This is a genomic window from Sphingopyxis sp. (assembly GCF_036402335.1).
In the GTDB taxonomy this organism is placed as follows: Bacteria; Pseudomonadota; Alphaproteobacteria; order Sphingomonadales; family Sphingomonadaceae; genus Sphingopyxis.
On record NZ_DASWTD010000234.1, the window covers coordinates 1 to 6342 of the forward strand.

A 6342-nucleotide genomic window follows, 5' to 3' on the forward strand; every position below is an offset into this window, starting at 1 on the left:
GGGCTTAATGCCGCACGCCCCTCCGGACATAGCGGCATCGGCACGACGCTGTCTGCCAACGCGCTCGCCATCACCGCGATGGATACGATGCTGTCCGACGTCATCACGCTCGAAGCCTACGACCATATGCTGCGCGGCGCCGCGCGGCTTGTGTCCGGTCTGGAGAATGAAATCGCCGCCGCCGGTCTCGACTGGCATGTGACGCAGGTCGGCGCCCGGGTCGAATTCCTCACCTGCCCCATCCCGCCCCGCAACGGCGGCGAGGCGAAGGCGGCGCTGCATTCCGAACTCGAAGCAGCGATCCACCTGTTCCTCGCGAACCGCGGGATTTTGCTGGCGCCGTTCCACAATATGATGTTGGTGAGCCCCGTTACCGGCGCCGACCAGATCGACCGGCTGGTCGGCGCCTTTGCCGACTGCGTGCGTGCTTTGAAGGAGTGAGGGGCGATGTCGAAGTCATCGGGCGTGATCGCGCCGCGTTCGGAAGCGGAGGCTTTTTTCAAGGCCAATCCCGACGTCGACTCGATCGAGATGATCTACACCGACTTCGGCGGCGTGCCGCGCGGCAAGCGGCTGCGCCAGCATGAGGTACTCGCCGTGTACGAAAGCGGCCGCATGTTTCCCGGCTCGATCACCGTCGTCGACATCACCGGGCAGGACACCGTTGAAACTGGCCTCGTCTGGGAGGATGGCGACGCCGACCGCTCGATGAAGCCGATCCCCGGCACGCTCGTCCGCACCCCATGGGGCGGCGAGACGGCCGCGCAATTCCTCGTCGACTTCTACGAGCTCGACGGCACCCCGCACGACCTCGACCCGCGCCATGTGCTCGGCGGCGTCATCGACCGTTTCACCGCTGACGGCCTGACCCCCGTGCTCGCGGTCGAGCTCGAATTCTATCTTGTCGACCCGCGCCGCGCCCGCGATGGCGCCATCCGGCCCGCACGCCCCGGCTACAGCCGCGATACGCCGCGCAATGTCGAGGTCTATGGCCTCCGCGAACTCGACGATTTCCGCCCCTTCTTCGACGCGCTTTACGCCGCGACCGACGTGCAGGACTTGCCGCTTGAAAGCGCGATCTCCGAGTTCGCGCCGGGCCAGTTCGAGCTGACCCTCCGCCACAAGCCCGACGCGCTGCGCGCCTGCGACGATGCGATCATGTACAAGCGCCTCGTCAAGGCGATCGCCCAGCAACAGGGGCTGGAGGCCACCTTCATGGCCAAGCCCTTCGCCGACCAGGCGGGCAGCGGCATGCATATCCACGTCTCGATCAACGATGGCGATACCAATATCTTCGCCAGCGACGATCCCGAAGGCACGCCCGCACTCCGCCATGCAATCGGCGGCATGATCGACACCGTCGGCGATGCCTTCGCGATCTTCGCCCCGCACGCCAACAGCTACCGCCGGTTCAAGGCGAACAGCTATGCGCCGGTCGCGCCGACGTGGGGCGTCAACAACCGCACCGTCTCCTTCCGCATCCCCGCTGGTCCGCCGCCGAGCCGTCATGTCGAGCACCGCGCCTGCGGTGCGGACGCCAACCCCTATCTTGCGGTCGCTGCGGTCCTCGCGGGCATGCACCACGGCATGACGAACAAGGCCGACCCCGGCGTTGCGGTGGTCGGCAACGGCTATGACCGCGACAATAGCGGCGATGACAAGCCGCCATCGAACTGGTTCGCCGCCGTCGACCGTTTTCACGACTCGAAACTGATGCGCGACTATCTCGGCGCCCGCTTTGTCGACATGTTCAGCATCGTGAAACGCGTCGAACAGGACCGCTATTTTGGCGTCGTTCCGACGCTCGATTATGACTGGTACCTGCGCAACGCATGAAAGTTTCAAGGATTCCCGGCGTGGCGCAAAATAACCTCTTTCCAAGCCGGGTTTATTGAGTCAGCTTGGCGTCACAAAACAGGGAGGCTGCACATGGATCCGATCGAACTGATCAAGCAAACCCGCGGGCGTCGCTCGCTTCTGCAGGCGATGGGAGTCGCGGCAATCGGGATCAGCTTCGGCGGCCTCGCCGCGTGCAGCAAGGGCGAAGGCAAGAAGCTCGCGAACGGCGAGGAAGCCAAGCTCAACTTCTACAACTGGGACACCTATATCGGCGAGACGACGCTCGACGATTTCAAGGAAGCCAGCGGCGTCGAGGTCACGATGGACCTCTTCGACAGCAACGACGTCCTGTTCGCCAAGTTCAAGGCCGGCAACCCCGGCTATGACGTCATCGTGCCGTCGAACGACTTTGTCGAGCGCATGGCGCGGGCCGATATGCTGCAACCGCTCGACCACAAGCAAATTCCGAACCTCAAGAATATCGACCCGACCTTCATCGACGTCGACTATGACAAGGACCGCAAATTTTCGATGCCCTACACCTGGCTGACGCTCGGCATCGGGTACCGCAAATCAAAGGTGAAAACGAAACCCGACAGCTGGAAAGTGCTGTTCGACAGCCCCGAATATGCCGGCCGTATCTCGTGGCTGTCCGAAGCCGGCGACATGTTCCGCCTTTACGGCAAATATCTGGGCAAATCGGTCAATGCGCTGACCCCGGCCGACATCGCGACGATCGAGGCGATGATGATCAAGCAGAAACCCAGCGTGAAGAATTTCCACGTCGACGACGGGCAGGACCTGCTCCTGAAAGGCGATGTCGACCTGGTGCTCGAATATAATGGCGACATTGCGCAGGTCATGATCGAGGACAAGGATATCGACTTCATCGTTCCCAAGGAGGGCAGCCAGCTCAATTCGGACAATCTGTGCATCCCCAAGGGCGCACCGCATCCGAAGAATGCCCATGCCTTCATCAACTATCTGCTCGACGCCGAAGTCGACAAGAAGATCACCGAAACGATCCTGTTCCCGACGCCGAACAATGCGGCAAAGGCGCTGATGCCCGACAGCTACAAGAACAACCCGGTGATCTTCCCGCCCGCCGACGTGCTGGCGAAGTGCGAATATGCCAAGTTCAATCCGGAATTGCAGCCGTTGTTCGAAGAAGCCTTCACGCGAGTGCGGGCGGCATAGGAAAACGGGAGGCGCGTGGGGGTGGCCGAACAGGACTGGAAAACGAACAAGACGACCTTTTTTGCGGTGTCCTTGCCGACGCTGTTCTGGGTCGTCGTCTTCTTTGTCATCCCCATGGCCATCGTCTGGCTCTACAGCTTTGGCGAGAACAAGGGGCTGACCGAGATCACAATCTCGGGCACGCTCGACAATTACAAGCGCGCGACCGAGTGGCTCTATCTCACCATCTTCGGCAAGAGTTTCGCGGTCGCGGCGCTCGTCACGCTGATCTGCCTGATCATCGGCTTTCCCGTCGCGATGGCGATCACCTTTGCCAGCGAGAAATGGCGGCCGTGGCTGCTCCTCGGCATCATGCTGCCCTTCTGGACCAACCTGCTCATCCGTACCTACGCGCTGATGATGCTGCTCGGCACGCAAGGCTATGCGAACAAGGGCCTCGGCGCGCTGTGGGAGGGGACGAGCTGGCTCAAGACGCTCGTCGGGCTCCAGCCGCTTCCGACATGGGAACCGGTACAGCTGCTCTTCAACAATTTCGCGGTCGTGTTCGGGCTCGTCTATGTCCACCTGCCCTTCATGGTCCTGCCGCTCTACGCGGCGCTCGACCGGCTCGACCGCAGCCTGATCGAGGCCAGCCTCGACCTCGGCGCCGGCCATTTCCGCACGATCATGCGGATCGTCGTCCCGCTCGCTGCACCGGGCATCATCGCCGGGGTGATGATCACGCTGATCCCCGCGCTCGGCGCCTATCTCACCCCCGACCTGATGGGGGGGACCGACAGTCAGATGATCGCCAACGTCATCGAACGGCAGTTCAAGAAGGCGAATGACTGGCCCTTCGGCGCCGCGCTCTCCTTCCTCCTCATCTATGCGATGTTCATCCTCATCGCACTGCAATCGATGCGCAAGAGAGTGCCGGAGCTTCACTGATGGCGCTATTCGCCCGCACCCCGATCGCACCGCTCGAATATAGCCGCACGCTGTGGATGCGCCTTTGGGTCGGCACGGTGATGGTGTTCCTTTACGCACCGCTCGTCGTGCTGATGATCTTCAGCTTCAACGACAGCAAGCGCAACGTCGTATGGCGCGGCTTCACAACCAAATATTACGAGAAGGCGCTCGGCAACGACCAGCTGATCGAGGCACTCGTGAATTCGCTGACGATCGCCGCACTCGCCACGGTGGTCAGCCTCGTCCTCGGCGCGGTCGCGGCGGTGATGCTCTGGCGTTTCCGCTTTCCGCTGAAAGGCGCGATCGACGGCACGATCTCGCTGCCGATCATCGTCCCCGAAATCTGCCTCGGCGTCGCCTTCCTGATGTTCTTTTCGCGGCTCGACTGGCCGACCGACCTCGTCTGGCCCTTCAACCTCGGTGCGATCACCATCGCGCATATCACCTTCTGCTTCCCCTTCGTGACGATGGTCGTGCGATCGCGCCTCGCGAACTTCAATCGCGAGCAGGAGGAAGCGGCGAAGGATCTCGGCGCCAGCGAGTGGCAGGTGTTTCGCGATGTGCTGATCCCGCATATCAAGCCCGCATTGATCGCCGGCGCGTTGCTCTCGTTCACATTGAGCCTCGACGATTTCGTCATCACCTATTTCACCAGCGGCCCCGACACGATCACCTTCCCGGTGAAGGTCTATTCGATGGTCCGTTTCTCGGTAACGCCCGAGGTCAACGCGGCTTCTACCCTGCTCATCATCCTCACCGTCGTCCTGACCTTCGTCGCGCTCAAGCTTCAGGGCGTGAAAGCCATTGCGGAGACGCATTGATGCGACCTCTCTTTTCCGCTCGAGACCTTATCCGTCGCCCCCGCGAAGGCGGGGGCCGCTGGCGGCCTTGTACCTCGCCACCGGATCAGACCGATAGCGGCCCCCGCCTTCGCGGGGGCGACGGGATAATCAGGACCATAATATGACCGACACCGCACGCCCGATCATCCAGATCCAGAATGTCTCGAAACGCTTCGGCAGGGTGACCGCGGTCGACAATGTCAGCCTCGACATCAACGCGGGTGAATTCTTCGTGCTGCTCGGCCCGTCGGGCTGCGGCAAGACGACGCTGCTGCGGATGATCGCCGGGTTCGAACTGCCGACCGAAGGCAAGGTCCTGATCGACGGACAGGATATGGCGGGCATTCCGCCGAACAAGCGCCCGGTCAATATGGTGTTCCAGAGCTACGCGGTGTTTCCGCACATGAGCGTCGCCGACAATGTCGCCTATGGCCTGAAGATCGCCGGCGTGAAGGGCGGCGAGGTCAGGGACCGCGTCGCCGAGGCGCTCGAACTCGTCAAGCTCGGCGGCTTCGAAAGCCGCATGCCCGACCAGATGTCGGGCGGCCAGCGCCAGCGCGTCGCGCTCGCGCGCAGTCTCGTCATGCGCCCGAAGGTCCTGCTGCTCGACGAGCCGCTGTCGGCACTTGACGCCAAGTTGCGCGCGCAGATGCAGTTCGAACTCAGCGAACTTCAGGAAAAGGTCGGCATCACCTTCGTTACCGTGACCCACGATCAGGACGAAGCGCTGTCGATGGCGTGCCGCATCGGCGTCATCAACAAGGGCGAAGTGGCGCAACTCGCGACCCCGTCGGATCTCTACGAATATCCCGCGAACCGTTTCGTCGCCGATTTTGTCGGGTCGGTGAACATCTTCGAGGGCAAGCTGACCCTCGACGAACCTGACAAGGCGGCAGTCGATTGCCCGGGACTCGGAAAGGTCTATCTGAATCACGGCGTCACTGGTCCGCACGGTGCCGATGTCTGGGTCGCGCTGCGGCCCGAGAAAATCTATCTCCACGTCCCCGGCGAGGGCAAGGCGGTCAAGGCGGCCGCGCAGGACGCCCCCGATGGCTACAATTTCGCGCGCGGCAAGATCAAGGGTATGAGCTACCTCGGCGACATCACGCTATTCGAGATCGAACTGGAAACCGGCGCGCGCATCCGTGTGTCGCGCCCGAACCTGTCGCGCCACGATCAGGAGGACTTCACCTGGGACGACAAGGTGAGCATGCACTGGCGCGCCGATAGCCCGGTGGTGCTACTCAGCTAACGCCTCGGCAGAATAAGCGCTTTCCTACATTATTTCGGTGTGAGAGCCTTTGGCATGGCTCTTTCAATCGTCCGATATTCCCCGCGCGTCGGCCATCGGCTTAAAGCGACAAAGGAGACATTTGCGACGCGCACGTCCCTATCCTTTTTCGCCTTAAGGCCACAAAGGACACAATTTCGAAACGCGCATGCGGGGCTTTTGTGGCTTTAAGAAGCTGCCGCTCGTGTACCCCGGCGAAAGCCGGGCCCCATAGGGTCAGCAAAT

At 62.1% G+C, this 6342-nt stretch carries 5 protein-coding genes and 1 pseudogene; all 6 read left to right on the forward strand.

Annotated elements, in window-relative coordinates:
- Positions 1-441, forward strand: a pseudogene (locus tag VGD20_RS07315) (aspartate aminotransferase family protein); the annotation flags it as partial.
- Between the two features lie 6 nt (positions 442-447).
- On the forward strand, positions 448-1836 hold the full coding sequence (locus VGD20_RS07320; protein WP_331133815.1) for a glutamine synthetase family protein: 1389 nt from the start codon (positions 448-450) through the stop codon (positions 1834-1836).
- 93 nt (positions 1837-1929) lie between these two features.
- A complete protein-coding gene (locus tag VGD20_RS07325) occupies positions 1930-3036 on the forward strand; it encodes a spermidine/putrescine ABC transporter substrate-binding protein (protein WP_331133816.1) in 1107 nt (368 codons plus the stop codon).
- A 21-nt stretch (positions 3037-3057) separates the two neighbouring features.
- Entirely contained in the window at positions 3058-3963 is a 906-nt protein-coding gene (locus VGD20_RS07330) for an ABC transporter permease (protein ID WP_331133817.1), read from the forward strand.
- Positions 3963-4805, forward strand: coding sequence for an ABC transporter permease (locus tag VGD20_RS07335; protein ID WP_331133818.1), 843 nt, complete (start codon positions 3963-3965; stop codon positions 4803-4805). Before VGD20_RS07330 ends, VGD20_RS07335 begins: the two co-directional genes overlap by 1 nt.
- Before the next feature lie 142 nt (positions 4806-4947).
- Positions 4948-6078: an ABC transporter ATP-binding protein gene (locus VGD20_RS07340; RefSeq protein ID WP_331133819.1), complete on the forward strand. Its 1131-nt coding sequence runs from the start codon at positions 4948-4950 to the stop codon at positions 6076-6078.
- Positions 6079-6342: the final 264 nt, after the last annotated feature.

Bases quoted from the DNA above. Each gene is read 5' to 3' on its own strand.
- VGD20_RS07340 (WP_331133819.1), top strand. From the start codon at position 4,948: ATGACCGACACCGCACGCCCGATCATCCAGATCCAGAATGTCTCGAAA.
- VGD20_RS07320 (WP_331133815.1), top strand. From the start codon at position 448: ATGTCGAAGTCATCGGGCGTGATCGCGCCGCGTTCGGAAGCGGAGGCT.
- VGD20_RS07325 (WP_331133816.1), top strand. From the start codon at position 1,930: ATGGATCCGATCGAACTGATCAAGCAAACCCGCGGGCGTCGCTCGCTT.
- VGD20_RS07335 (WP_331133818.1), top strand. From the start codon at position 3,963: ATGGCGCTATTCGCCCGCACCCCGATCGCACCGCTCGAATATAGCCGC.